1 pseudogene is annotated in these 234 nt (G+C 57.3%); it reads right to left on the bottom strand.

What is annotated here, in order from left to right:
- Positions 1 to 57 precede the first annotated feature (57 nt).
- A pseudogene (locus SB724_RS21875) lies at positions 58 to 234 on the bottom strand (phage tail protein); the annotation flags it as partial.

Raw genomic sequence — 234 nt, 5'->3', positions numbered from 1 at the left:
GAGCGGTCGGCGAAACGGAAACGGCGGCCATGGAGGTACTCACGGGCCTGGGGCTACCTAGTACTCGCCTTTGATCACGAAGTAGGAGCCCCTGATGACACCGGCAAGTTTCGATTTCTGGCGGGCGAACTTGAAGCGTGATTCGAGTTCCTCGGGAATCTCCATTCCCTCCGAAAGTTTGAATCCCACAGCCCTCTTGCCGCCCTCCTCGATGCTGTACATGACGTTGATGGA

Source organism: Bacillus sp. SIMBA_031 (assembly GCF_046535225.1).
Lineage (GTDB): Bacteria > Bacillota > Bacilli > Bacillales > Bacillaceae > Bacillus > Bacillus velezensis.
The sequence above is the reverse complement of the archived record's forward strand: the minus strand, read 5'-3'. Positions and strand labels throughout refer to the sequence as shown.